The following is a 26,344-nucleotide window of genomic DNA, read 5'->3' as shown; positions in this document are numbered from 1 at the left end:
GCGCCCATAACTTGTCTCGGATCTTCATCTGATTCTCTTTGCGGATCAGCGTAGTCTTGTAATATGAAAATTTCTTAACGCCCCCCTGACAAAACGACATAGATGAATATTCCGGCCGTAATTAACACGACTTCTGTCTTATTGTACGCACTCCTATCCACCATTTATAAGAGCGCACAGGTTCTGCATAGTCGACCAACACCGGGCACTCCTGTGCCGACCAATGTCCTTGATCCGGAATGGCGGCCAGACGTCGACGTTATCGTGCCCTGCTTCAACGAGGACCCGGCCACGCTCAGAGCTTGTCTTACTTCAATCGCAAAGCAGGAGTATGCCGGAGTATTGAATGTTTATGTAATTGATGACGGCTCAAGTAACCTTGATGCGTTGGGCGCGGTCTACCGGTCCTATGAGGAAGATCCGAGGTTTAACTTCATTCTCCTTCCGAAGAATGTGGGTAAACGTAAAGCACAGATCTCCGCAATACGTTCCTCGTATGGAGAACTCATACTTAACGTCGACTCAGATACGACGCTGGCCCATGATGTCGTAAAAAACCTTGTGCTCAAGATGCGGGACAGATCGATTGGTGCCGCCATGGGACAGTTGACAGCCAGTAATCGGAAGCAGTCGTGGTTGACTCGATTGATCGACATGGAGTACTGGCTGGCGTGTAACGAGGAGCGAGCGGCTCAGGGGAGATTTGGCGCCGTTATGTGTTGCTGCGGTCCTTGTGCGATATACCGTCGCTCCGCGCTTCATCCTCTTCTTGATAAATACGAGACCCAGTTCTTCCGGGGCAAGAAGAGTGATTTTGGTGAAGATCGCCATCTGACGATTCTCATGCTGACTGCAGGCTATCGAACCGAGTATGTTCCTAGCGCTATCGCGGCTACTGTTGTGCCAGATAAGCTCATACCGTATCTTCGGCAACAGCTCCGGTGGGCACGCAGCACATACCGTGACACGCTCCTCTCGCTACGTCTACTGCCCCACCTCAATGGCTTTCTTACGCTGGACACCGTTGCGCAGAACGTTGGTTCGCTATTGCTAGCGATCTCAGTCATCAGTGGCCTTGCACAGCTTGTGATGACGGCAACAATTCCTTGGCCGGCGTGCATAACAATTGCCTCAATGACGTTGGTTCGGTCCACCGTAGCAGCTATTCGCGCTCGACAGCTTAGGTTTTTGGGATTCTCGGCGCATACCCTGATTAACGTTTTCCTTCTACTTCCGGTGAAAGCCTACGCATTGTGCACACTAGGAAATAGCGATTGGCTATCGCGCGGCGAGGCCTTAAACAGCTCGCACGAGAAATCCGTCTATCCATCATCGGAATCCTCGGAAAAATATGCAGCTGGCGAAACTCATTCAACCTCTCATTCTGAAATTTCTGGTAAGAAATGTTTGCCTCCTACGTGCGTGACATCCGGAAATGAATTTTATACCGAGTAGGACAACTGGTATTACCCATCCAAGCTTCCTTCAGAAGACAACAACACACTTATATTTCGAGCTTCATGTCCACCGCAGCTATCGAGTTCTCCGGCGTTAGAAAGTCATATGGCGGCAAGCCTGTCGTCAATGATCTATCTTTTTGTGTGAAAACTGGCGAATGCTTTGGCTTGTTGGGCCCAAACGGCGCTGGTAAAAGCACGATTGCTCGAATGGTTCTGGGAATGGCAATGCCTGACGGCGGCACGATCACAGTCCTGGGAGAGCCCGTACCAATACGAGCACGCCGAGCTCGCGCCCGCATCGGCGTAGTTCCGCAATTCGACAATCTTGAACCAGGATTTACGGTACGCGAGAACCTGATTGTATTTGGGCGCTACTTTGGCATGACCACAGCCGAGATCGAGGCGGCGATTCCATCTCTGCTTGAGTTCGCACATCTTGAAACGAGATCCCATGCTCGCGTCACGGATCTATCAGGCGGCATGAAAAGGGCATTGACTATCGCGCGCGCGCTGATCAACGATCCGCAACTTCTGGTAATGGACGAACCTACAACCGGCTTGGATCCTCATGCGCGCCACCTGATTTGGGAGCGATTGCGCTCGCTGCTAACGAAGGGCAAGACTATTCTTCTCACTACTCACTTCATGGAAGAGGCGGAGCGGTTGTGCGACCAGCTTTGCGTAATAGAGGACGGACGCAAGCTCGTTGAGGGAACTCCGCAGAGTCTGGTCCAGAAACAAATAGGTACCGAAGTGCTAGAAGTATATGGCGGCAAACCACACGAGCTGCGTTCATTACTAGCGCCATACGGTCCCCGAACCGAAATAAGCGGCGAGACGCTGTTCTGCTACGCCTCCGATTTGGAACAGATTCGGGTATCTTTACGCGAGCTTTCGGGCCTGCGCGTCCTACAACGCCCCGCAAATCTGGAAGACGTATTCCTGCGGCTAACCGGACGTGAGATCAGGGAATAAATAATGCGTGATGTACTCATGATGACTTTGCCCGCGAACGCTTGGAACTGGCGCACGGTATGGCGCAGAAATTTCTTAGCATGGCGGAAGGCTGCTCTCGTTTCCCTAATTGGAAATCTTGCAGATCCAATGATGTATCTGTTCGGCCTTGGCTTCGGAGTTGGGGTACTGATAGATCGCGTTGAAGGATCTGCATATGTGGCGTTTCTGGCAGCCGGTATGGTTGCTGCGAGTGCAATGACTTCCGCAACTTTCGAGACAATCTATTCGGCCTTCTCTCGGATGCACACGCAGCGCATGTGGGAAGCAGTCCTGTGCACAAAGCTTACGGTTGGCGACGTCGTCCTCGGTGAAATGACGTGGGCGGCGAGCAAAGCCCTATTGGCAGGCACCGCGGTGGCTGCCGTTTCCGCAACGTTGGGATATGCCGATTTCTCGAATATCATTTTAATAATACCGGTCATTGTTTTAACGGGGTTCGCCTTTGCAAGCCTCGCTATGGTCCTTGTCGCGATTGCGCCGAGTTACGATTACTTTGTGTTCTACCAAACGCTTGTCCTCACACCGATGCTTTTCCTGAGTGGTGTAATTTTCCCAGTAGAGCAGTTGCCAGGGGCCCTTCATCTTGTTTCGAGAGCCCTTCCACTTTCCCATTCCGTCGAACTCATCCGCCCCGCGATGCTTGGACGCCCGTCGGCGAGTGTCGGTCTGCATGTGTCCGTACTTTGCCTTTACGCAATAGTGCCCTTCTTCCTATCGACAGACCTTGTTCGCCGGCGTCTGATGTCTTGATGATCCCATCGACACTTTGACCAGGTTCAATTTGAATATAGGTAAAATCTTCGTACCGCCGCTAACCACTTGATGTATATCTGTGAAACTCCTTAACGAAACCATGCCAACAGCCGCACCATTCGTAATCCTTGGGATGCCCAGAACAGGTACGCATTATCTGGAAGAATTGCTGAATTTGCATCCTAATGTGTCGAGCAATGGCGAATTGCTCAATCCGTACGATATGAATTGGCCAGATAATAGCCGACTCCTTCGTAGCGATAGGGACCTTCTTGAGCTAGCCTATCAACATTACCCCACCCGCTCTGGAAAGACGGCGCTCACGCACGTTGGCTGCAAGATCAACCAACCCCAGTTCCGCGAGCGGCCGGGATTCTTTGAAAACTTGATCGGTTGGCCACATCTTCGCGCGATATTTGTTCGCAGAAATTCTTTGGAGTCGCTGCGATCCCTCGTTCAGGCAAGGACAAGCGGTCAATGGCTACAGTACGGTACGTGCCACTCCTTGGCCGCCCCACCCACCGTAACGTTGACCATCGATGAATGCGAAGCCTACTTCAGGATCGCTGACGACTTCCACACTCTCGTCGCGAACTCCTTTCAGCGAGATCGGATGATGACGATCGACTATGAGGATTTGCTGCGCGATCCAGCCCCATGCCTCGACGCGATTTGGTCCTTCCTAGGAACATCGCCGCACGCATGCTCAGTACGCACGGCCCTTCGGCGTCAGGAAATGCGACCTCTGCAAGAGACGGTATCCAACTTCGTTGACCTAAAGCGCCATTTCAGCGGGGGGCCGCATACAAGCTATTTCGAAGCCTAGAATGGCTCAAACGATCGCACGAGCATGCGTATATTTTTGTGCCTCAACTTAGTTAATTGGTCGCCAGGTGACATTGGTTGACCTATTAACTCTTCCAATAGGTTACTTTTATGTCGTCGCCAAAAGTTCAGTGGAAACTGCGCTGGGAAAATGATCTTGAGCTCTCCGACCATTTAGAATTGGCTGAGTTTTTCAAAGCGACCTACGGCCCAACAGGGCCTTTCAATGCGAAGCCGTTTAGCGGCGGTCGAAGTTGGGCGGGCGCACGGCCTGAGCTCCGCGCCATAGCTTACGATTCGCAAGGGGTTGCGGCACACATGGGCGCACTTCGACGATTCATCAAGGTAAATTCAGCCGATGTGCTTGTGGCCGAACTAGGTCTATACGGAGTGCGCCCGGACCTTGAAGGATTCGGAATTAGCCATTCCATCCGTGCAATGTACCCCGTGCTTCAAGAGCTTCGCATACCGTTCGCTTTCGGGACGGTCAGGCACGAGTTGAAAACTCACTTTTCCCGATTGTGCCGACATGGATTAGGAACGATCATCGAAGGAATCCGCGTGCGCTCAACTCTTCCGAACGTCCACTTGGATTTGCCATCTACTCGGGTGGAGGATGTCCTCGTCGTGGTTCTGCCAATTTGCAGTTCGTTGCAAGAATGGCCAAGCGGCGAAACAATCGAACGAAACGGACCCGAGCTATGAAGACAGTTCTAGCCCTGGATTAATTGGTCGGCGACCTTCGAGAAAAAAGAAGCGTACGTTAGGGTCCACTATTAAGAACCGAAAGATTTGCCCATGCTTTCAAACCTAGAATCGCTGCGTCGTGAATTGAATACGGATGACCCCTGGCGCCTCGACACTAATCCTTACGAACACGAGCGTCACAGGCATATGCTTCGATTATCACTCGCGCAGGGCCGAGTCACTAATGCGCTTGAAGTGGGATGTGCTGCTGGGGCATTCACGGAGAAACTTGTGGACCACTGCCACCGGCTCACAGTCATAGACGTTGTTCCGCAAGCGATAGCTCGAGCTCGCGAACGACTGAAGGAGCCAGCGAACACTACTTGGATCGTTTCAGATGTCAAAGATTTCTCGACGCATGACAAGTTCGATCTAATCGTGGTAGCTGAGGTTCTCTATTATTTGGATAACCTTGCAGACATGCAATCCACGATCCGAAATCTCGCAGGAATGCTTGTGCCCGCGGGACAGCTGGTATTCGGATCGTCACATGACGACAGTTGCCGGAGATGGGGGCACATTGCTGGTGCAGAAACTGTGCTTGCTATGCTCAGAGAAGAGTTGACTGAAGTTGAGCACTTTGAATGCAAAGGACAATCGCTCACCGAGGGTTGCTCGCTAGCGCGATTTCGCAAGTTTCCGGACGAATCACAACACACACGTTTACCGAGTTAGAAAGAGGAAATAGCATGCGGATCTGCGGGATCAAGCTAACGCACGACGGGGCCATCGCCGTGGTGGAAGATGGGAAATTGGTTCTTTGCATCGAGCAGGAAAAGCGAGAGAACAATAAGCGCTATCAGGAAATCGAGAACCTTGAGGAAATTGCCCTCGTTCTGGCGGAACATGGGCTGAATGCTGTAGATATAGACCAGTTCGTCATTGATGGCTGGGACGGAGACGTGGAATCTAGATTCCACGTCCGTAGTGGATCTGTTCCGATCAGTCTAAAAGGCGCACCGTATGCTGAGAGCGACGCCAATGACCTCCTTGCCTCCCTTGACGGCGACGGTTTGGTGGTCGGCGAAGGTTCATTTCCGTACAAGAGTTTTCCCCATGTGTCAGGGCACGTAGCCGCCGCATACTGCACCAGCCCGTTTGCGCAAAAGGAGCAACCCGCCCTTTGTCTGGTTTGGGATGGCGGCATCGTCCCAAGGCTCTATCATGTGCAGCGTGATGGCGCGCGCCGCGTGGACTGCCTCTTCCCCCTAATTGGCCATATCTATGCGGCGGCGGGTCACTACTTTGGTCCCTATAAGAAACTTGGCGGGGCAGAATGGGATCTCGGCGTGGCAGGCAAGCTCATGGCTTATATTGGACTCGGATCCGTTGATGAAAATACCGTAGCTGAATTTCACAGTCTTTACGAAGAGTATTTCGCTGGTGACAGCGAGTTGGCGCGCAGCTATCGTGCGAATATTAGGGCACCTGAAGGCTCGTTAAAACCCGTCCGTGATTTTTTCCAAGCTAGCGTGCCCCGACTTGAAGGGAAGCTTCACCAGGATGTGCTTGCCTCCTTTCACGTCTTTCTCGAGCGCCTTCTCGTTCATGAAATCGGAATGGCACTGCAGCGCCATTCAATACAAGTGCCCCAAAACCTGTGCATCGCTGGTGGATGTGGGCTAAACATCAAATGGAATAGCGCATTACGTGAGAGTGGCTTATTCGCTGCAATATGGGTCCCTCCGTTCCCCAACGACAGCGGCTCGGCAATAGGTGCGGCTTGCTGTGCGATGGCTGCAGACCAGGGGTTCATATCGTTGGAATGGTCAGTGTATAGCGGGCCTTCCGCAAAACTCGGCGTCGTCCCTCCGGGATGGACCGCGTCTCCGTGCACGATTTCGGAACTCGCCCGCATACTTGCAGATAACAAGCCTGTCGTTTTTCTTGCAGGTCGTGCCGAATTGGGTCCTCGGGCTTTGGGCGGAAGAAGCATTTTGGCAGCCCCAACTTCGGCTGCAATGAAACGTCTTCTGAACGATGTCAAGCATCGAGAGCATTTTCGACCGGTGGCGCCAATATGCCTTGAGGATAAGGCAATGTCCATCTTTGAGCCTGGTACTCCAGACCCCTACATGCTCTTCGATCATCTAACGCGTAAGGAATGGCGCGACAAGATCCCTGCGGTCGTGCATCTTGACGGTACTGCTCGTTTGCAAACCATCCATAGAAGTTCTGAACATCCCGTAGCAAAGCTTTTGATCGAATATGAGAAGCTAACAGGTATTCCTTTGCTCTGCAACACAAGCGCGAATTTCCACGGCCGAGGATTTTTCCCCGACGCTGCTTCCGCTTGTGAATGGGGGCGCGTGGATCAAGTTTGGTTCGAGGGTACTCTTTGGAGGAAAACCGAAGGAAGCGTCACGACATTGAATGTGGACGAAGCAGTAATGTGTTCCAAAGGAGCATAGACCCGATAGTGGCGACATCGCTCCCGACGTAGCTCTGCATTTTAGGGCTAGACGTTCAACTACCTTTCGCCCAATTTACACGTAGACTTGGCAGGACGCGTTTGCAAGCCCGGGGCGCCCGTGTTGTTTGCGAAGTCCAATTTCACGCACGTATACGAAATATGATGAGCGATGCTCGCACTCCTTACCTTTACATCTACGACTTCGGAGTCGGTCCGGAATCGAGAGCGCAACTGCTTGGTCAGGCGCCGTCCATCCTCTGGTTCACAGGCCTGTCCGGAGCGGGGAAATCGGCAATTGCCGACCGGCTTGAGGCAGCCCTGCATGCGTGCGGCCGGCTCACGTACATTCTCGATGGTGACTCAGTCAGGCGTGGCCTTTGCAAAGATCTTGGCTTTGACAAGGAGGATCGACGCGAAAATGTTCGGCGCGTGGCTGAAGTTGCCAAACTGATGGCCGACGCCGGCATCGTAGTGCTTGTATGTCTTATCTCACCCTTCCATTCCGACCGAGAGCTTGCTAGGTCGATCGCGAAGAAACATGTCTTTGCTGAAGTTTACGTTCACGCACCGTTGGCCGTAGCGGAGGCTCGCGATCCTAAAGGACTATATCGACTTGCCAGACGGGGGGCGATCCAAAACTTCACCGGCATAGATTCGCCATATGAAAAACCAACGAGTCCCGATGTCTTCATCGACACATGCACCATGTCTATCGATGAAGGAGCCAATATGGTATTGGAATGGCTGTCTCGTCATTAAATATGTTGAGAAGGTTGGAGTTTGATAGTGTGAATCCGTGTACGGAACAACCACATGGGTAACAAACGAGTTCACTCACATGGGTAACACTTTGAGACTTAGATATCTCTTGTGAGGTTTCCGTTCATCTATTCCTCCAATCACGATGGGACCGAAGTGAACATGCCAGAGACCTTCCTCGATCGCTTCAAGACCAACCAGCTCTCCATGCAGTAGGTGCCCGACGTACATCACCACATTGCGACGTTTGAGCAAGCCGTTGGTGCTCACCCGGTGCGTCTCCATGTAGCTCGGATAGCTCATCTCCGGCAGCCGGGCTGGGTACTCCCGATTCGAGGATGTGTAGCAACTGTGCGGCGTGCGCTGGCTCAGCGCCTCATGGGGCCGCTCTTCGTTGTAGAACCGCCGGCGCTTGTGCCGCGGCTCGATCCGACCTGCGGCCTTGAGGATGTTGTAGATCGTCGTGCGAGAGGGTACCTCGGCCTCGCCAAACCGCTCGGCCAGCCGTTTCTGGATCTTCTTCGGCCCCAACTCCGTGCCGCCATGCCCGCGCAATTGCAGGACCGCCTGGCGGATCGGATAGGCAATCCGCTCTTGGTCATGCCGGCAGCGGCTGCGTTCGTTCAGCCCGTTGAGGCCTTCGTTCGCATACCGCTCGATCCACTTGTAGCCGGTCTTGCGGCTGATGCCATAGCGCTCGCACAACGCACTCACGCTATCCCTGCGTTGCAGGTGATCGATAACAAACAGCAGTCGTTGTTCCATAGGTGTGAGCTCACTCCAGGGCATGGGCTTCTCCCGGTGGCAGTCGCCCATGCAGGGTAGAAAACTGTTACCTATGTGCTTGAACTGTTCTGTTACCTATGTGGGTGAACCATACCTCCGAGCCCATATCAAGTCCTTCGGGCTTAAAAGTGTTTAGCCTCGAAGACGCAAACGCACCTCACACCAAAAAAGGAGTTTTGCGTATACGCCACCCAAGACTACCTGTGATTAAGTTTTGGCAGTGGGCGACAGATACCCGCCCCTAGCGCGGCCCTAGTCGAAGATATACCACGCCGTCCCGCTTGCAATAGCGTGAAAAGCAAAACAGCGGCCCATTCCTACAGTAGGGTTGAGAGCTCCACACACAATGCCACCTGTCGGAGCATGCCGGAAATTGTTCTGCCTTTCGCAATTGTCAAACACCTGCCCGTTGTTTGATTTATGACAAAACAGTCGCACCTATGACATTCCGTGTTCAATTCCATTGCGCCTTCCCAAAGCGCCCATGCCATTGGCATATATATTGCTTTTGAGTCTTTTCTTGAGAGCCTGCGTTGACGAATATCGCCCCTGATCCAGGCTTCAAACGGGCCCGCTCATACCATAGGTCAATATCCCACGTGAAGCTCACAAACGATATCGGAATGGCAGGCATCTGTACAACTGAATCGCTCCGTTCATGGGAAACGAAGCCGATGGGCTGTGTGGCGGTGTACGTCCAGTCAACGATGAGATCACGGTCATGGGGCGCAGGAATGACGTATGAGGAGAACTTGGCTGCTCTAACGCTACCGCTCTTTGCGGGAAGCTTTTTCATATATCAAACGCTCAATGGCATGGACACGGCAAACATTGCACGGATTCTGCCTCACATATCATTATTGGTTTTTATTTTTAGAGACAATGGATGTTGGCCTTCTATAAAAACTAAAAATTTCAACCTAGAATGCCAATAATAACCCTATCCTTGGATAGCCAACATGAACAATGCTATTTCTACTTGGCATAACGATCATTTGTACTTCGCACATTTACTGGACCTACTTCAAAATCAAATCGGGTCTTTTTTCGAGGGAAAACAGCCCAATTATCGATTGATAGCCAAAATCGTCGAGTACATGTGTGATTATGGCGATCGCATTCATCATCCTCGAGAAGATGTTGCTTTTTCGTTACTGGTGAAGCGATATCCCGATATACAGCTTGTAGTGAATCGACTTCTACAGGAACATCTAGTGATCGCGGAAACCAGTGCTCAACTACTTGACCACTTCAAGGGCGCCGAATGGGACGTTATAACGCCTAGAGACGTGTTAGTGGCACAAGCGGCAATATATCTTGCTTACTATCGCAATCATCTATCTTCCGAGGAAAACCTAGTCATGCCACGAACAGTGGAGATGCTGACTGCAGAGGATTGGGCCGAAGTCGATGCCGTCGTTCCAGAGAGCGTTCATCCGTTATGTGGGATAAGTCTTCAGGAGCATTTCGCGACGTTGCGCAAGCAAATACATGATGAGGAGCAGTTGGATTGGTGAGCCGGATGCGGGCGACCCTTTTTCCCAGCCACAAGCGGCATAGAGGTTGACACCTTTGACCTCACTGGCGCTGCTCGAATGCGCTTCGCCTTCGCCCCACGACCGAAGCTCCGAGAAGCGTTAAGAGACTGGCCGCCGTGCGATGCGGGAGACGTCCCGACACGGTTTCGGCCCTAAGCTGCTCGACCATTTGCGATCGTGTTGTCCGCATATCCACGCTAGCCCGCGATTCGCAATCACCCTCCTGCTTCTGAGCGGAATCCTTAGCCATCTCGGAATAGGAAGCTGTACGCGCTTAGACCAGGCGCGCCGCCTAGGTGGACGTATAGCACTCTTGAGCCTTCAGGAAATTCACCACCACGGACCATATGGATCAATGCGTGCATAGACTTACCCTCATACACTGGATCAGTCATTATGCCTTCGTACCTGGCGCATAAACGGATTGCTTCGAGCGTACCTTCGGATGGTAGCCCGTACTCCGGTCCGCCGTAACGCGTCTCGAGCACGATGTCGGTATCAGTAATCTCGCGACCTAGGTCGACAAGCTGTGCGGTGTGGCGCGCGATTCGCAGAATTTGCTCCCGAGTATGTTCGGGCCTTGCCGAAGCATCAACGCCAATCACGCGATTGGCGCGTCCTTCATTTGCAAAACCGACTGCCATGCCGGCTTGGGTGCTCCCTGTAACCGAGCACAACAGGATATAGTCAAAGCGGAAGCCAAGTTCCGCCTCTTGCTCCCGAACTTCCTCGGCGAATCTGACAAAACCCAAGCCACCCAGGGGATGTTCAGAGCAGCCAGCGGGAATCGGATATGGTTTTCCACCATCATGAAGCACACTTTCTATTGCCTCCTTCCAGCTCTTTCGTATTCCGATATCGAAACCGTCGCGAACTAGGCGTACGTCGGCTCCCATAATGCGCGACATCTGGATATTCCCGACGCGGTCATAGACCGCGTCCGAGTAGTTAACCCAGTTCTCCTGGACCAGAACGCACTTGAGTCCAAGATGTGCTGCTACCGCCGCCACTTGCCTTGTCTGATTAGACTGTATGCCTCCAATCGACACCAGCGTGTCGGCACCCTGCTCTAGCACATCGGGAATCAAGTATTCAAGTTTTCGAGTTTTGTTTCCTCCAAAAGCTAGCCCACTGTTACAGTCCTCACGCTTTGCGTAAAGCCGGACTTTTCCTCCGAGATGCTCGCTCAGTCGCCTTAGAGGATGGATGGGGGTTGGGCCAAATGTCAATGGGTAACGGGGAAAGCGTTCGATCTTCATGACGGAGCTCCGGCGTGATGGTAAGTTGTACTCGTGGGGGATAATTAAGGGACACGTGCCTCTCTTGGATCATTTCCCATTCTCATGTTTTCAAACGAACTTCATTCCAAAAAATGGAAAGCACGCGGCACTCTTGCAAAGCTCACCCAATTTGAGCACCATAAAAAGAATTGACTTCAATTTTTCTCGTATGAAACCTATGGGAACAACAAAATTTCACACAACCGACCAATCTAAGGTAAGCGTTGATACACTAGATGGTATCGACAAGGCCATCTTGAGAGCCATGCAGCAAGATGCATCAATCTCAAACCTGGCGCTGGCAGCGCATCTCAATCTAAGTCCGCCGGCGTGCTCTCGGCGCGTTGAACGACTTAAGAGGACTGGCCTCATCCGTGGCATCGTGGCGTTGCTGAATCCGGTGAAGCTAAGGGCTGGCATGCTGGTATTGATTGGCGTGGTCCTGGAACGTGCCACTCCCGAGTCCTTTGCGAAGTTTGAGGCGGCCGCGAGAAAAGTCACAGGCTGCATGGAATGCCATGTAGTAGCTGGGGAGTTCGACTATTTCATGATGGTCCGGACTCGGGATAGCGAAAGCTTTAACAGACTGCATTCCGAGCAACTTCTATACCTGCCGGGTGTACGGCAACTCCGTTCCTTCATGACGCTCAAGGAAGTGCTAACGAGCACCCGGATTCCGATTTGATTTGAAGGGACTGACAGAAAGTTTCAGCGTTTCTTCAGGTCGGCTGTAGAAAGCCACGCCGGCCGTGTACTGCTTGGTTCCGGGGACAGGGCGGCGTCGCCCTTAGCCACAAGCAGCGCCTAAGCTCGGAGGCCTAACCCGCGTCGCATAACACTCTTGCCGTAACTGAGCGCTTTCCTTCGTTCTTCGGGCACTGCACAGCGGTTGTTCCGCCCAGTTCAGTCGGTTGCTTCGTCGCGTTTCTCGGGATCAATGGTTTCTCAATTTTGGCGTGAGCGTGTAGTGCCATGTACTTTTTCAGTGACCTTTAAGACGAACCTCTGGTCCTTTTGTCGCGAATGACACCTCGCTACTGCTCGAAAGCTTGCCCGCATGCCGTCTCAGCATATTTTTTTTACTGGTACGGATATTGCGGAGGTCTTAGCCGTCGCGTCGCTCCATACGCAACCTTTTGGTTAGTGTGGGGCGCCTTTGCTTGAAAGGAGGAATATGTATGACCGCTACACCTGTTCGTGATGATCTCGACGACACCCCGTTCGCGCGTCTCCAACACGAGGGGCGTCTTCTCAATGCAGTCTTCAAGGGTCAAACGACGAAGCCAAGGCGCGTTGGTTTTCGGGGCGAACTTGCGCTCCGCTTCGCCCCGCGGCTCGCCGACGAGGCGCGGCCACCCGAACTGTGTTGCGAGCAGGTGATGGCTGTGGCCCACGCGGGTGACCCGCAGCTGCCATTCTTTTGCGGCTGGCTCTTGAGTTTCGAGCACTTAAGAGACGTCGCCGAAGTGTTGGGTGACGCCTTGCACGCGCGCGGGAAGTACTTCCTCTTCTGCGACAATATCGATCTGACTAAGCGATACCAAGTACCGTACAGGGGAGCAATGTTCTATGTACTGCCGATCATTGAGTCGACTGTGTACAACGAGATGCTGGAGCTTCTGTACTTGGAAAAAAATGAGCTGAAAAAGCAAAGTACGGCAGCAAAGTTGGATGCTATAGCCGACGCCGGTTGCCGATTCGAGTTGCCCTTTGACATTATCAGCTATGAAGAAGGAATCAAAGTGATGGGGCCGGTGCGCAATCCACACGAAAATCGACCAGTCTGACGTTTTTCATTGCGGCCTCTTGAACTGTGACAATTCGTCTAACGTGATACAGAGATACAACCGGAGTGCAATGATGTCACTGGAGAACACGATTGCCCCGTACGAGATCATAGATACTGAAAGCCCCCGATGTATCGAAAGATCGTGGAAAAACCGTAGGCATGCGCCCCTTGCGATATGGCTGTCGAACCATGGCTTCCCCGACCCAGATTCATTTGGCGTAAATGGAATTACGCCGCTGATGGAGGCAGCGCTAGAGGGGAATGACCACATTGTCGCGACTTTGCTCTATGAGGGTGTACCCGTCGGCATGCTAGACGACGAAGAGAATAGTGCGCTCTGGTACGCGTGTTTGAACGGTGCGCCCAAAACCATCCTCAGGTTAATCAACGCCGGCCTCGATATCGATCACACAAACGGAGATGACCTCACGTGTCTAATGCGGGCCGCTACAAGTGGCCAGCTTGACGTTATGAGATTTTTGATGTCGCTAGGAGCAAACGAAAGGCTCGTTGCACCCGACGGGCGAAACGCTCTGGAAATGATGACTGATTGGGTAATGCGGAATTGCATCGACCATCGAACAGAGGCCATTCCGTTGGATACTAATTTTCTATGAAGAAGAGGCCTATGCCGCTCTACGACTATGTTTGCCGCCAATGCGGTCTACGCTACGAAACGCTCGTACGCGCAAGCGCAAAGCCCGTGTGCCCGCAATGTGGCAGCGTGACACTGACTAGGCAAGTCTCTGCGCCATCCCCTCCTCTGCGTAGCAAGTCGCTCGTCGCAGCAGCACGTCGGCAGGCCGCAAAGGAAGGACATTTCAGCAATTTCACCGCGGAGGAACAACGGGAACTCCTTCGCCGGAGCTGAAAGAAGGAGGGGACGAGCGACACGTACGCAAGAGAGGCTGCTCACTTTCGCGAAGCCACGCAACGATCCTCACGCCACCGTGCTCTTGGCCGTCTTCTCTTCATATACGGATTTAAACGGCGGTTCACCTAGCGCGCTCACTCGGGCCACCGGCGCTTTAGCTGTTCTACTCACGGTTATTGCCGGTCAGCTGTTCCGCCGGCCAATCGCGCGTACGTCAATGCGCGCAACCTCAAGCTCGCCTACGCCTTCACTAGCAGCGATGCTCGGCCGCACATCAGTCTTTGCGAAAGTTAGGCCAGTCCGAGTCGGCGAGTCGATAAAATCAATTGTCACGCCATCCAATAGAAGACGGCTTTCCGCTGGCAAGAAAAGGCGAACGCCTTTGATATCCATCTCTTCGTCGCCTACGTGTGGCTCAGCCTCAGCGCTGAATTCTGCATCATATTCAGAGCACGCGCCAACGCTAACGCACAGCCGAAAGCCAGCACCAAGTGGCACGCCGGAAAAACGCACGACACAACGCATGAATTCAGCGGCAGTAGCCGTAACAGTTAGGTTAGGTAGCATGGTATTGATTCCCACAATATGATATTTTCCGACATTGCGCTGCCAAGGTTGGCCGCAAGATCTTGCATACAAGGCAACACACCCCGCCTTATGCTTTGGGCTCAAACTGCATCTGCCTGACATTCTTGATGGCCCCAGCTTGGTGAAGGCCCCCAAATGCGAAATCCATGCCACCGCTTAAAATGGATTCTTCGAAGAATTCCGTGGGCCTAAGTTGCCACATTCCGTAAGCTGATGTCCTAAACATGGCTGTCAGGGAGAGGGAATGCTGGAGCGCAAGGCGCTGCAGACATTGGGTTGCTTTTCGGACGACTCAAGCGGCCACTACCGCCGACCGGGATGGGTGCAGAAGGCCTCGGAGCAGCGGGAGCGCAGGCATGGCAGAGTCGCATTCCTGCCCTCGAACTCTTCGCCCAGCGTCTGAAGGCCTACCGGCACGGCATCGTTGCCCGCTGCCCGGCAGCCGTTGAACACGAGCGTGGTCGAGGGCATCAACAACACCATTAAGGTCATCAAGCGCCGTGTCTACAGCTACCGCGACGAGGAGTACCTCTTCCTCAATCCGCGCGGCCTTCCCCGGAATCCCTCGTTGAACCTTAAAAGGCGATCTGTGAGTCCTCTTATAGTTGTGTTAGGCAGATTTCGAACGCGGCCGCACGACACTGCCTCCCTCGTTGGCACAGGGCTCAAAATTGCTGTGTTAAGCGGAATACAACCTATCGGCATTGCCGCGCCAACATACTTTGAAGTGGCGCACCAGCAGCTTTCAGACTAAGTCTGGAGAAAATGCGACAGTATTGTCGCATGGTGCACAGTCCAGGAGTGAACGATAGCGGGTTGCTGCCGTCAAAATTGTATGGTCAAGCCCTGCGAAGCGGTCTTCACCAAGCAGACTTATATGGTGCTGCCGAGCGTTTCTCGCGCATTCTGGAAGAGTTCGGACATCTGGTTGCAATTACCGAGGAGAAGTTGCACTTTTTCCTCTTAAGCCGCCCGTTCACCTGGCTGCCAAGAACATCGGCCTCTTAAGGCCCGCGACTTTGGCAGCGGGTCCGCCATGCGTTACGCATGGGGTTTTCTCCGCCTTACGATCGTTCGCCTGGTCATAGAATGCATGCTGCCGTAGACGAACCCTTTGAGGAAGTGCAGGATATGGCACGTGGAATTCAGGCCTGGAAAGCGAAGGGTAGAAAATCCCGCATAATTCTTAAGCTGCAATTATCATCAACATGTAGTGCGCCTCTTAGGGCTTGACCTGGTGAAGCTGTCGCCCTACTCGTATGATTTTTTGGGCTGTTGCCGACACCATCGCTACTATTCTTCCGTGCGCTCTCTATAGAAATGAAATCCATCCGGTAATAGAATCTACCGGCGACTTCAGAGCACGTTTCGAGCTGCCGCCCCCATAGCATTTAGATGGTTTGATAGAACTAAATTTCGAAAATGAATCGCAGAGAGATGCTACGCGCCGGAGCGTATGCCGGGCTGATAAACATGACCCATTCGACACATGCATTCGAACGGCGGCCCCAGGTTGTGTTTCTCAACCCAGGCGAATCCGCTGAACGTGGCACCGGTCAACATTGGCAATTGGTGTCCAGTTTTATGGGCATGGCCGCAATGACGTTTAATATGCAACTGGAGGTGCTGTACGCAGAGCGAGATCATTTACTCATGCAGCGCCAGGCGGAGGAAGTTGCTCGACGTAGTTTTCCCCCGGACTACGTAATCATTGTCAACGAGAAGATGGCCGCACAACAAATGCTTAAAGTGTTGGCTCACTCACCGTCCAAAATATTGGTTATTCACAACGACCTGACGTCCGAACAGCGCCAGTACGTCGGCAATGAACGGGAGAAAATTTCGAACTGGATCGGCACATTAACGGCGAACGCCGAGTTGGGCGGATTTCGCCTGATGGAATTTTTATATCAAAGACTCGGTCGACGAGAGGTTAATGTTATTGGAATCACTGGGGATCCTAATACACCAGTCTCCCTGGAAAGGGCTGCCGGGGTCGCCGCCTTCTTGAATCAAACGGCAAATGGGCGCATCTGCCAATTGGTTTTTAGTGACTGGAGTCGCGCCGATAGCCACCAAAAGGCTCGCGTACTGCTGGCACGGTACCCCGAGGCAAATGTCATATGGGCCGCCAATGACACTATGGCACTGGGTGCGCTTGATGCCGTCAAGCTGAACAACGCCCATGTTCAGGTAGGCGGCATGGGAGCTTTGAAAGAAGCGCTTGAAAGCGTGATTGATGGCGGCCTTGCAGGCATCGTAGCAGGCGATTATTTTATCGGTGCTTGGGCAATGGTACTGCTATACGATTATCACTGGGGCAAGGATTTTGCAAAACATGGGGGTCCGCGTCTCAAACTCGACTATCTTGGCATTATCGAGCGCACGAACGCCAGACGTTTTGCCGATGTCGTTTTTAGACGAATCGAAGCCTTTGACGTTAGACCCTACTCAAAGCATTTAAATCAACGGGAAGGCTCCTATGATTTCGATCTTAAGCATCTTTTCAAAACCACGACCAGAAACCTCTGATGCGTGTGCTTTCCAAGTTTTCGCTGAGATCCCTAAATCTTCATACCAAGTTGATGCTTTCGCTTGTCGTGCTTGTCGCCACCGTCGCGGGAACTTCAGCTTCTATGTTAGTAGAGCACGAGCGCAACAGCCGACTTCTCGCAGTCGGAGACCGGGCCACAAGAATTGCTGACCTTTTCAGCCAATCGCTTGCTCTGCCCTTATGGAACGTTGATCTGCGCGCAATCGAAAACCAACTCGCCGCGCTTGCACCCAACCCTGAAGTTGCCGAGTTTACGGTTACCGCGGCAGGCTACGGAACGGTAGCTACTGTAAAAGGTTCCCGTCACTTAAACGAGGGCGAAAGCGTTGTACGTATACGAGCAATTGAATATGATCCACCCGGAAACGCACCGAAAGAGAAAATCGGGGAAATTCGAGTCGTACTAACCAAGGCTGTCGCTCAGGAGGCAATCAACCGCGCCCGGCAGGCCATCTTTGCGATTATGGCAGCGCTGCTAGCAGTGCTTTACGCTGCTAGCTTCCTCCTGCTGAAGCGCATGGTCCGCAGCCCCGTCAATCGCCTCGAAAAGATGGTCGATAAGATCGCCGGTGGAGACCTTGATGCGAGATGCGAGGTGAAATCTGACGACGAGCTCGGGCGTCTCGCCGTGCGAATCAATTACATGGCCGATCAGCTTCGGACATCGACACTGCTTCTTCAAGAAAGCGAGAGAAAGTATCGTAGCATCGTAGAGAATGCTGTCGAGGGTATATTCCTCCTCGATCAAGCTGGAAATCTTGCCGAAGCCAATCCCGCGATGGCTCAACTGCTTGGCTATGACAACGCGTACGATTTGACCGTGTCTGCAGAAAGCGATGGTCGACCAAAAAGCCCATTTTCTCTCAGCCTAACTGCAACTTTGTTCAAGACCTTGAACGCCGATGGCGAAATTCGCGGCCTCGAACTTCAGTTGAGTCGGCTTGATGGAACACCTATATGGGTCCAATTGAATGCACGCGGCCTAATGGGAAACGATGGCAGCCTTCGTTATCTCGAAGGATTGCTCACCGATGTGACCGCCCGCAAGCATGCCTTGGAAGATTTGCAATTGCAGCGCGATAGGCTGGAGTTAGAGGTGAGTGAGCGGAAATGGACCGAACTCGAATTGCTAGCATCCCGGGAGCGCCTCCAACAATTGCATGCGCATCAGGAAGCGATTCGGGAGGAGGAAAGGAAGTGCATAGCCATGGAAATCCACGATGAACTAGGGCAGCTTTTAACAGCCCTCAAAATGGATCTCTCCTTATTAAGCATGCAATTGCCGACGGGATCTGCCGTGATGCAGAAGGCTGAAGAGATGCGCGAATTGATTGAACAGACCATTCGCATTGTGCGAAATGTGGTCAGTCACCTGCGACCCACGGCATTGAACTATGGTCTCGCGTCCGCATTGGAATGGCTCGCTGCAGACTTTAGCCGCCACACCAAGATTCCGTGTCGATTCCAATCCACTCACCCTGAACCAAATCTTCCCGACCCTCGTGCAACGGCAATTTTTCGTATCGTTCAAGAATCACTTACCAATGTAGCCCGCCACGCCAAAGCTTCCCAAGTCGATGTCACACTTGCCAATACAGAGGCCGGTATCGAAGTGATCATCAGGGACAACGGGCAGGGATTCAACGTTGTTTCTGCTCGCGCCGGATATTCATATGGATTGTACGGTATGGCGGAACGCGCTCGCCTAATTCGCGCGCAGCTAGAAGTTCACAGCAAGCCAGATCGCGGTACCCTAATAAGACTGCGACTTCTGGAAACCTTTGAAAAACCTCAATCCCATTAATCGAGAATCCGAGTTGAGTCGCCAGGAAGTCTTAGAGACCTCATTCCTGCGTGAATCCATGTCGAATTGCATAGCGAATAAGCTCGGCATTGTTCTGAAGACCCAGCTTTTGCATCAGCCGCATCTTGTGGGTGCTGATCGTCTTGGCGCTTAGCGATAGTGAATCGGCGATCTCGTTGACGGTTTGCCCTGTGGCGAGTCGCTGCAACACTTGGAATTCCCGATCAGACAGCACTTCATGTGCTGGCGCGTCAGTGCCCCTCTGGTGAAACACCATGGCGTCAACCAATGCCGGATCGATGAACTTGCCCCCTGCGGCAAGCTTGCGTATTGCCCCAAGGAGGATCTCCGGGTCACTATCCTTTGTCACATATCCGGATGCTCCAGCACGTAAGGCCCTTGAAGCGACTTGTGCTTCGTTATGCATGCTGAGAACTAGGATGACGAGACTCGGCCATTCGAGACGAACCCTCCGAATCAAGTCGATGCCACTGATACCGGGCATAGTCATGTCCAAGAGCAGGAGATTGAATTCTCCGGTGCGCAATTGCTCCAACGCAGCGGCGCCATCCGCGGCCTCGCCTGAGACGACGATATCTGTCGTTGTCGCCACAATTTGCTTTAGACCACTGCGGACGATCGCGTGGTCTTCAGCAATAAGAACTCGAATCATGCTTGACAGGGATTGGGGGCTATAAATTGACGCGCCCGCAACAGCACTGGGATCACTGTCGATACTTGGACTTTCAAAACCCTATTATCAACACCGACACCCGTTGCTAGGTACGGAAGGAACATGGTACGCCATATCCCTGGTGTTCGGATATGGGAGACATCGATAGAGGCATCCCCTCGCTACGCGGGGGTGAACTCTAGCGGCGTATTCGTGCCTTACGTTCGGGCGCCGTCTTGTAGAAAGCGCCGATGGAAGCTTTGATCACCAGTAAGTGCGCGCAAGTCTAACGGCAGCTTCGCTGTACTCCCGGGGCGAAAGGAGCTTCCCGTCTACATGACCAGCGCGGCTCTTTCCGCAGGTACGTCGTCTTTGCATGCACAGCAAGTGACTAAAAAATATCGTTTTGCTTCGCAAGCGACGAAACGAAATGTGAAGAAACGGCACGCGCATGGAGCACCTTGGCGGTCGTGCACCGCCGGTATGACGATTGATATACCAATGCGTTGCCAGTCTCTTCGTGCTTTTAGCGAGCGGCAGTCCGCGTGAGTGGAGCAAGATCCATACCAACATCAGATTGCAGGTCGCCCGCATTGCTATAGGCGCGCTCAGGCCGGGACAGAGCACGGATAGGTGCTCGCTGATAAATTCTCAGATACCTGCTGCAGAATGCTCGAGAAGCAGCGGACTTTTTCGTACCGCCGAGACGGCACGATTCGTCGGATGCGGTGATGGCAGCCGCACCGCTGGTGATGCCCTTAGCCACGGATAGCGCGCGCTGGTGCCCGACCAGATGCTTACCGACAGGCCGAAAAGGCTTTGCATTTGCCAGGCGCACCGCGTCCGCATCGTCCCTAGCGACTGCGATGCAGTAAACGGGCCAAATATTTCTTCATCGAAGGCAGCCATTCCAGGCGGCATATTGGCGATCACTGTCGCCACCTCTATCCCGGGTTTTGGCAGTGTGAATGAAAGCGGTGAGCAATGCGGACAAGATCAGGACAACGGCCTGCGGTCACACTGGCCCACACCATCGCCGATATGCAACGCAACAGGGCATCGGGCCGGTGCGTAGCAGAGTCGAAAACTGGCCGCAGTTTTCTGCCTCTAAGCTGAGGCAACGCGGATGCCGCCGTATCGAAGATCACCTGGACCTGTTCGCCAATCAGGTCCGTTATGCAGGTCCACTGCCCTTGTAGGGGATGTGGTTCATCTCGACGTTGATCAGACTACGGACCACCCGCCGCCTTGTTGCCAGTATTGGTGCCTGCACCGGGGCGGTTGTCGATCTGGAGTTGCGCCCTGGTGTTCTCGGGAGGCGCGTGCTGATATTGCATGACACGTTGTCGTGGCCACCACCCGGTGCGAACGGCACGAGGATACTGAGCGGCATCGAGGGATAAACCCTGTTGGCGCTGGCACGATCGACACACTGGCGCGCGTCACCGCCAGCAATGACTTGAATGCGTGCATGCAGTCTCCGGATATTTTGCTTGATGTCAGGAGGCGCAGTAGCGCCATGTCGCGCAGCTGCTCTCACAAATTGAAAGCATGCACCCGCTTTGTAATGCTCTGGGCCGACGGCCGAGCCGAAGGCTCGCGCAGCCCATCGTGCCGCCTAGATCGACCGTCCGCGAGGCGGGATTCGCCAGCTCCTGGTCCACGGTGGCGTCGAGGGCTTGCGCCCAGGCGATGCAGTTCGGCATGGCCCGATCTTCAGCCAGCCACTGCACGAGCATTCGAAGACCGGGTCGGCCTGCCCGCGGTCATAGCTGGGCAGTTGGTCGGCCTGAAGAATACGGCACCCAGATGGTGTCTTGATGGTCATTGGTAAAACTCGGGGGACGATTGCGGGATCTGTAAAGAGGCTGAGGGTCCTCGGTGACGTCGTCAAAGCCCAGCTCAACGGCGGTTACGAACGCGCCCTTCTGCTTTTCTTCCTGTGTGCCTTGACCGCCAGCAAAGTGGTCGAGCACCACCGGCAGCTTCAGCGCTGCGACATCCGTGGCCAATTCAGCGATAAGCGAGATCCGCAAGACCTTCACCACCCATCCCAACGCGCCGACCAACAGCTCGCGCGTTTCACTTGGGTCAATGCGAAGTCGTGGTTGCGCAGGCCGCTTACCTCCAGGTTCAGGCCGATTCCCCGCACACAATTGGCATGCATGGCCTGTGCAGGCGTGGTCGCCTCTAGGTCGACCACGATCACGCCGCGTTCCGGTCGCCGAGCCGGCTCAACACATCTAGCAGCGAGGTATTGTCAAATACCGTAGATGCTGGCATGAACCATGCACAACGCCATCCATGCCGATGCACTGCTCATAGACAATCAGCTCTTCCACGGGAGCTGATACGGCGAACACTTTCCCAGATTTACAGTGCCGCCTTGTGCGGACATACTGTTGCATCGGCCGTCCGGGGGTCGCACTCGCCGGTATGCGAAGCGCTGCGGCGGCTGGCGAGTCAGGCAGTGGTCACCGCTCATCCGAACGGCGGCTACGCGGTTGCCGAAAGCGGCCCAGCTCGTCCCGCAAACGAACGCGAGCGAGGCACCGCACTTGGCGACGTTTGCGAGGCGATCTATTTCAGGATTGTGGAGGTACGGCTCAACTGCAAACTGCCGGACCGCTTCACGGAGAATGAGTTGATGCGCAGGTATGACATCACGCGCGTCCAACTGGGTGCCATCCTGCGCCGCATCACACAGAAGGAGTCGTCGAGAGACTGGCCGGTCACGGGTGGATGTTCCTGCCAGTGCTCACGTCTGCCGAAACGTACAAGCAGGGATAGCGCTATCGCTTGCTAGCATCCTTGAACCCACCCTCGAGCTCGACCTAGAAGCTGTCCGGCGATGCTGACAGGAGGCGCTGACCAATGGGGGGCGCACACGGCAACGGCTGCCGTTCTGTTCGATGCCGATAGCCGCTTGCACGGACCATTGCTGCTTGCTCAGGCAACGTGTTCATTCCTCGAAGGCCAGCGTCGTCTTGACCGCTCGATGGCCGAACGGCGCTGCCGCGAGCATCTGATGCTGATCGACAGGCTACTGGCAGGCCCACAGGAAGCGGCCGCCGATTTCGTGCGGCTGCACCTGTGCAACGCGGTACGCGAAAAATCGGATAGCTAAGTTACTAGCATCCGGCCCAGCAGGACATGCTGACGCATGACGTTCAGTCGGCGATCGAACAGGTGCCGTTCGACAATTCTTGATTATCAAATCGTCCCGAGGTGGCAGGGGCTGCTGCTGGGCACCACAGCGCTCTACGGCGGCAATCCGCCAAAGGGCAAGGGCTACCCCAGCCGCGCGGGCACTATCAATTGCACCGCGTGGTGGAAGACTTGTCAGAAGTGCGGGACGCATGATGTTCGATCTGGACTACTTGAGTCGGGAATCGTACGTGCGCTGAGTGTTCTGCTGGATGGCGCTCTGCTGGACGACGCACTGCACTATACGCTTCCTGCGCGCACCCGCAGCGCGTTGTCGTCACCACATGTTCAGCGAGATCGCTTGCAAGCGCCCGGCTTGCTGAGCACGCTGTCGGACCTGAAGGTGGTGGTTCCGACCAAGACCGCTGTGGGCTATGCGCCGCTGGGCATCGCCAGCCACGACGCCATGGCCAGTCCCGACACGCTGGACTAGTACTTAAACTACGTTGCGCGCTTCCTCAAGGCATGGCGGGCTCAATCAGCAATGGGGGCAGTGTGCCGACGGCAACTGCCTTATCATGGGGCCTTCGCATCCATCACCACAACCATGCAGAACCTGCCAACCGAAGACTTCCAGGATCACCCTCTGGTGCGAATTGGCCACGCCGACTCCTATCTGCTGCTGGCACCTCAACATGGTGGGCGCCTGGTCCGCTGGGTACACCGAGGGCAAGATATCCTTTACTGGCCCGACGCCGCCGACTGGAGCCGCGTTGCCAAGGTCCTCGGCGGCAACCCACTGCTGTTTCCGTTTGCCGGCCGGCATTTTGTCAAGGGCCATCCGGGGCAGTGGCGTGATTCGCAAGGGAAGGTGCATCCGCTCGCGCTGCATGGTTTTGCGCGCGAGCTTCCGTTTGAGGTCAAGGCCATCAACGCTCGCGCGTCCATCACAATGACGCTGCGCGACAGCGGGGCAACGCGCGCAGGTTATCCATTCGCCTTCGCTTTTGATGCCGTCTACGCGTTGCTGCCCGATGGCCTGGAAGTCACGCTGCGCACCACCAATACCGGCACGCAGCGCCTGCCCTGCTATCCCGGCCATCACTTCTATTTCGCCTTGCCCCACTCGCAGCGCGCCGCAGCATCGCTCGCACTGCCGCGCACGGAGCGCTTGCGCCAGCGGTCGGATGGCAGCCCGATGTGCGCGGAGCCGGGCGAGGCAACATACCGGCTCGACGACCCACGGCTGCAGGACGCCCTCCACGCCTTCCGCGATAACCCGTCTGCCACGCTGGCCATACCTGGGCGCAAAATCCGCTTCGAACTGGACCAGCCCGGCTGCGCGCCATGGCATGCCGTGACCACCTGGTCCGAGACTGAGACCGCCGACTTCTATTGCGTGGAGCCGTGGGTAGGCCTGCCCGATGCCATCCACCACGGCCTCGGCCTGCGCTGGATCGAGCCCGGCCAGACGGAAAGCGCGGTGTGCCGGTTGCGCGTGACGTCAGATGGCCCCGCGTTGGCGAAAGTTCGCTCAGACGATGATGTGTCACCGACGTGATAAACGTACCCCAAGTCGCTTTGCCGGAAATTGTTCTTTGTGTGCCCGTTTTCATTAATTCTGTTGCTTTCCCAGCGCATCAGCCTGTCGCTAGCTTGAAAACTTCGACGCCGCTTCTATCGATCATAGGAATCGTGCCAGTGACTTTCAACGCCGCTCATCACCGGCCGGATCTCGCGCGGTGGTCGGATACTACTTCAGCTTAAGACTCCAAGTTAGTAACCACATGGGACATAATCAACCGCGCGTTGTGCCCATGATGTCCCAGGCGGGGAGTCTCGGGGACACGCCGAATCTGCCCAGGGAATGGCGTTCGTATAGACCTGTCAGTAGGTTCACGATGCGCTGCGAATGCGGTCGGCTCGTCGTTTCCGGATCCCAGGCCCTCGTTCGCGAGACGGCGACCTTTCCTTTATCGATCTTTTTGCGGGCTTGGCCCGTCAGTGATTCCAGTACCTTCGGCCGTGCTGTACCGCCGCGGCGGCGAGCACATGACTTCAGCTTAGGGCGCTCGCGGAGCAGCCCGGCCGCGAGCTACATGTGAAGATTCAATACGTTGTATCCGTGGTTCATCCGAACTGAGTCTGGAAAACGGGAAGTCGCCAAGCACCCAGACTTCCAGGAGGTCAGCCGGCCCGACTCACCTTTGCCCGTCGACTCGAGTACGGCGGCCATGTGCCGATGGGGGCCTGGAGCCACACCGACTCGGGCGGCGCGCGATCAGTCGGCCGATTCTATGCCGAGTTGCTGCAGGCGAGATCCCATGTCCTCGCCACCGCGGTCTGAAGCCCATTTGCGCGGCACCACACGTTGCTGGAACGCTGGATCGAGCTGGCCAGCCAAGGTGGCGGGCGCTTTCTGATCCTCGTCATCGACGAAGCCCAGGGGATGTCGCAGCAAGAATGGTTGTGGCTCGGCAGCGAGTGGCCGACGGGCTCTGGCCTGTGGTTCACGGCAAGCCTGGCGCCGGTGCCTTGTGCACAGGGATTCCGGCTTGCGGACAGCGCGACCGCGCTGATGCATGCCATGACCGATTGCCTGCCGGTGGGTTATTGCCTGGCCAATCAATTTCCCGATGAAGACGGTGAGCCATGTCTGCCGCCACGTGCTGCTGCGCTTGGCCGCGGGCGCGGGCGTTGAGGAAGCGACGTCACTGAATGCGTGGCGGCAGTTCGTCAAGGCATGCCGGTCATCGCATCTTGATGGCGATGGTGTCGGCCACTGCGGCGCGACGGCGCAATGAACGCAGCGCGATGCAGATGTGATGGAACCACCGCGTTTAACCTGGCATCGCGACAGCATCCTGCCCTATGCGTCCTTGAGCCACACACTGCATCGGGCCTGCGCACTCAATGGGCTTTGGCCACGCCAGCTTGCGCTCATGGCGGCGGACTGGGATCACCACGGCCGACACCGGCCCGCCTACGGGATTGATAGGGAGCGACTGGCGGCGTTAGTGGGCGAATCATCGGAGAAATTCCAAATGGTCAACGCTCGAAGAAGCGCGGGCTTGCCTGCGGCCCGCCCTCTTCGGCGCCGACGCCAAAGTCTGCCCCCTCTGCCTGGCGGCAGGATATCACTCCGACCTGTTTGCGCTGCGCTGGCTGCAGGACTGTCCGATCCACGCAGTGCCCTGCGTGCGGAGTGTCGTAAGCGAGTCGCCAGCACCGTCTGTACCCTTCAGTAGAGTGGAGCCAAAGTAGTTCCCACCAAATAGTGATGGGAACTACTTTGTCAAAGTCACAGGAAGTACCAGTCGCCGGCAGTCGCAAAGGC

The 26,344-nt window shown here is 54.8% G+C and carries 24 protein-coding genes and 1 pseudogene; 20 read left to right on the top strand and 5 right to left on the bottom strand.

Translation table 11 applies throughout. The features are described from left to right. Positions 1 to 102 precede the first annotated feature (102 nt). The 8 genes from nodC to cysC all read left to right on the top strand — a co-directional run bounded on the left by nodC (position 103) and on the right by cysC (position 7,974). Positions 103 to 1,455 carry a chitooligosaccharide synthase NodC gene (gene nodC / locus VSR71_RS33070; protein WP_115683800.1) on the top strand — a complete coding sequence of 451 codons (1,353 nt, stop codon included), beginning with the start codon at positions 103 to 105 and terminating at the stop codon, positions 1,453 to 1,455. A gap of 65 nt (positions 1,456 to 1,520) precedes the next feature. Then, on the top strand, positions 1,521 to 2,435 hold the full coding sequence (nodI, locus tag VSR71_RS33065; RefSeq protein WP_115683799.1) for a nodulation factor ABC transporter ATP-binding protein NodI: 915 nt from the start codon (positions 1,521 to 1,523) through the stop codon (positions 2,433 to 2,435). Positions 2,436 to 2,438: 3 nt separating this feature from the next. After that, positions 2,439 to 3,227, top strand: coding sequence for an ABC transporter permease (locus tag VSR71_RS33060; RefSeq protein ID WP_115683798.1), 789 nt, complete (start codon positions 2,439 to 2,441; stop codon positions 3,225 to 3,227). Between the two features lie 103 nt (positions 3,228 to 3,330). Next, the gene (locus VSR71_RS33055; RefSeq protein WP_115683797.1) at positions 3,331 to 4,056 is read left to right on the top strand and encodes a sulfotransferase; all 726 of its coding nucleotides are present in this window, start codon (positions 3,331 to 3,333) and stop codon (positions 4,054 to 4,056) included. A gap of 110 nt (positions 4,057 to 4,166) precedes the next feature. Then, positions 4,167 to 4,760: a NodA family N-acyltransferase gene (locus tag VSR71_RS33050; protein ID WP_115683796.1), complete on the top strand. Its 594-nt coding sequence runs from the start codon at positions 4,167 to 4,169 to the stop codon at positions 4,758 to 4,760. Between the two features lie 93 nt (positions 4,761 to 4,853). After that, positions 4,854 to 5,477: a nodulation methyltransferase NodS gene (nodS, locus tag VSR71_RS33045; protein ID WP_115683795.1), complete on the top strand. Its 624-nt coding sequence runs from the start codon at positions 4,854 to 4,856 to the stop codon at positions 5,475 to 5,477. A gap of 14 nt (positions 5,478 to 5,491) precedes the next feature. After that, entirely contained in the window at positions 5,492 to 7,213 is a 1,722-nt protein-coding gene (gene nodU / locus VSR71_RS33040) for a nodulation protein NodU (protein ID WP_115683794.1), read from the top strand. Positions 7,214 to 7,377: 164 nt separating this feature from the next. Further along, positions 7,378 to 7,974: an adenylyl-sulfate kinase gene (cysC, locus tag VSR71_RS33035; RefSeq protein WP_231942336.1), complete on the top strand. Its 597-nt coding sequence runs from the start codon at positions 7,378 to 7,380 to the stop codon at positions 7,972 to 7,974. Positions 7,975 to 8,049: 75 nt separating this feature from the next. Here the strand turns inward: cysC and VSR71_RS33030 are convergent, their stop codons facing one another. After that, on the bottom strand, positions 8,050 to 8,739 hold the full coding sequence (locus VSR71_RS33030) for a helix-turn-helix domain-containing protein (RefSeq protein ID WP_231942335.1): 690 nt from the start codon (positions 8,737 to 8,739) through the stop codon (positions 8,050 to 8,052). Positions 8,740 to 9,214: 475 nt separating this feature from the next. Then, complete coding sequence (locus VSR71_RS33025; RefSeq protein ID WP_147298458.1) at positions 9,215 to 9,556, bottom strand: hypothetical protein; 342 nt, start codon at positions 9,554 to 9,556, stop codon at positions 9,215 to 9,217. A gap of 163 nt (positions 9,557 to 9,719) precedes the next feature. On the opposite strand from VSR71_RS33025, the gene VSR71_RS33020 reads away from it, so the two are divergent. Then, on the top strand, positions 9,720 to 10,277 hold the full coding sequence (locus tag VSR71_RS33020; protein ID WP_115683792.1) for a hemerythrin domain-containing protein: 558 nt from the start codon (positions 9,720 to 9,722) through the stop codon (positions 10,275 to 10,277). A 263-nt stretch (positions 10,278 to 10,540) separates the two neighbouring features. On the opposite strand, the gene VSR71_RS33015 is transcribed toward VSR71_RS33020, so the two are convergent. Continuing rightward, positions 10,541 to 11,557, bottom strand: a complete 1,017-nt coding sequence (locus tag VSR71_RS33015; RefSeq protein ID WP_115683791.1) for a 1-aminocyclopropane-1-carboxylate deaminase — start codon at positions 11,555 to 11,557, stop codon at positions 10,541 to 10,543. 199 nt (positions 11,558 to 11,756) lie between these two features. On the opposite strand from VSR71_RS33015, the gene VSR71_RS33010 reads away from it, so the two are divergent. The 7 genes and pseudogenes from VSR71_RS33010 (at position 11,757) to VSR71_RS32980 (ending at position 19,187) form a co-directional block, all read left to right on the top strand. Then, positions 11,757 to 12,263 carry an Lrp/AsnC family transcriptional regulator gene (locus VSR71_RS33010; RefSeq protein WP_269462464.1) on the top strand — a complete coding sequence of 169 codons (507 nt, stop codon included), beginning with the start codon at positions 11,757 to 11,759 and terminating at the stop codon, positions 12,261 to 12,263. 493 nt (positions 12,264 to 12,756) lie between these two features. Further along, positions 12,757 to 13,365, top strand: a complete 609-nt coding sequence (locus VSR71_RS33005; RefSeq protein ID WP_115683790.1) for a hypothetical protein — start codon at positions 12,757 to 12,759, stop codon at positions 13,363 to 13,365. 70 nt (positions 13,366 to 13,435) lie between these two features. After that, the gene (locus VSR71_RS33000) at positions 13,436 to 13,984 is read left to right on the top strand and encodes an ankyrin repeat domain-containing protein (RefSeq protein WP_306437260.1); all 549 of its coding nucleotides are present in this window, start codon (positions 13,436 to 13,438) and stop codon (positions 13,982 to 13,984) included. Continuing rightward, complete coding sequence (locus tag VSR71_RS32995; protein WP_373424463.1) at positions 13,981 to 14,238, top strand: FmdB family zinc ribbon protein; 258 nt, start codon at positions 13,981 to 13,983, stop codon at positions 14,236 to 14,238. Before VSR71_RS33000 ends, VSR71_RS32995 begins: the two co-directional genes overlap by 4 nt. An 895-nt stretch (positions 14,239 to 15,133) precedes the next feature. Beyond that, positions 15,134 to 15,401 (top strand): annotated as a pseudogene (locus VSR71_RS32990) (transposase); the annotation flags it as partial. A gap of 901 nt (positions 15,402 to 16,302) precedes the next feature. Further along, a complete protein-coding gene (locus VSR71_RS32985) occupies positions 16,303 to 17,361 on the top strand; it encodes an ABC transporter substrate-binding protein (RefSeq protein WP_231942334.1) in 1,059 nt (352 codons plus the stop codon). Next, positions 17,361 to 19,187, top strand: a complete 1,827-nt coding sequence (locus VSR71_RS32980) for a histidine kinase (protein ID WP_342917753.1) — start codon at positions 17,361 to 17,363, stop codon at positions 19,185 to 19,187. The genes VSR71_RS32985 and VSR71_RS32980 overlap by 1 nt, the downstream gene beginning before the upstream one ends. 40 nt (positions 19,188 to 19,227) lie before the next feature. Here VSR71_RS32980 and VSR71_RS32975 read toward each other — a convergent pair whose 3' ends face one another. Together VSR71_RS32975 and VSR71_RS32970 are read right to left on the bottom strand one after the other, a co-directional pair. Next, positions 19,228 to 19,860 carry a response regulator gene (locus VSR71_RS32975; protein ID WP_115683786.1) on the bottom strand — a complete coding sequence of 211 codons (633 nt, stop codon included), beginning with the start codon at positions 19,858 to 19,860 and terminating at the stop codon, positions 19,228 to 19,230. Positions 19,861 to 21,626: 1,766 nt separating this feature from the next. Then, entirely contained in the window at positions 21,627 to 21,929 is a 303-nt protein-coding gene (locus VSR71_RS32970) for a hypothetical protein (protein ID WP_116330160.1), read from the bottom strand. A 782-nt stretch (positions 21,930 to 22,711) separates the two neighbouring features. Here VSR71_RS32970 and VSR71_RS32965 point away from each other — a divergent pair. From VSR71_RS32965 to VSR71_RS32950, 4 genes are all read left to right on the top strand, one after another. Next, a complete protein-coding gene (locus VSR71_RS32965) occupies positions 22,712 to 22,987 on the top strand; it encodes a hypothetical protein (protein WP_147298455.1) in 276 nt (91 codons plus the stop codon). A 381-nt stretch (positions 22,988 to 23,368) separates the two neighbouring features. Next, complete coding sequence (locus tag VSR71_RS32960) at positions 23,369 to 23,500, top strand: hypothetical protein (protein ID WP_269462457.1); 132 nt, start codon at positions 23,369 to 23,371, stop codon at positions 23,498 to 23,500. A gap of 114 nt (positions 23,501 to 23,614) precedes the next feature. Further along, positions 23,615 to 24,568, top strand: a complete 954-nt coding sequence (locus tag VSR71_RS32955; protein WP_115683784.1) for an aldose epimerase — start codon at positions 23,615 to 23,617, stop codon at positions 24,566 to 24,568. Between the two features lie 810 nt (positions 24,569 to 25,378). Then, on the top strand, positions 25,379 to 25,708 hold the full coding sequence (locus tag VSR71_RS32950; protein WP_115683783.1) for a hypothetical protein: 330 nt from the start codon (positions 25,379 to 25,381) through the stop codon (positions 25,706 to 25,708). The last annotated feature ends 636 nt before the right edge of the window (positions 25,709 to 26,344 follow it).

Origin of the sequence: Cupriavidus oxalaticus, from assembly GCF_038900635.1 — a bacterium.
Classification (GTDB): domain Bacteria; phylum Pseudomonadota; class Gammaproteobacteria; order Burkholderiales; family Burkholderiaceae; genus Cupriavidus; species Cupriavidus oxalaticus_B.
The sequence above is the reverse complement of the archived record's forward strand: the minus strand, read 5'-3'. Positions and strand labels throughout refer to the sequence as shown.